This window comes from Adlercreutzia sp. DFI.6.23 (assembly GCF_024462535.1).
GTDB lineage: Bacteria > Actinomycetota > Coriobacteriia > Coriobacteriales > Eggerthellaceae > Adlercreutzia > Adlercreutzia rubneri.
Genome location: NZ_JANGBP010000382.1, coordinates 1 through 311, shown reverse-complemented (window position 1 = coordinate 311; position 311 = coordinate 1). Strand labels below are relative to the sequence as shown.

At 69.5% G+C, this 311-nt stretch carries 1 protein-coding gene; it reads right to left on the bottom strand.

The window, feature by feature from the left end; genetic code table 11:
* The coding region (locus NE591_RS13810) for an FtsW/RodA/SpoVE family cell cycle protein (RefSeq protein WP_256156928.1) at positions 1-311 on the bottom strand (311 nt) is incomplete at both ends.

Below are 311 nucleotides of genomic sequence, written 5' to 3'. Positions count from 1 at the left end.
GCCCGGGCCGCTGTGACGATGCCGCGGATGGCGAAGCACAAATACAGCAGCATCACACCGGCCGCGCCGAGCAGGCCCGTCTCCTCGGCGATGACCGGGAAGATGAAGTCGCTCTCGGCGACGGGGATGCCGCCCTCGGCTACGGGCTGACCGCCCATGCCCCGGCCGATACCGGTGCCGAACAGGTCGCCGTCGGCGATGGAATACAAGCTCTGCCCCAGCTGGAAGCCGCCGCCCTGGGCCTCGGCGAAGGGGTCCTGCCAAATGGCGACGCGGGTCTGCACGTGGCCCATCATGCCGTAAAGGGCCAC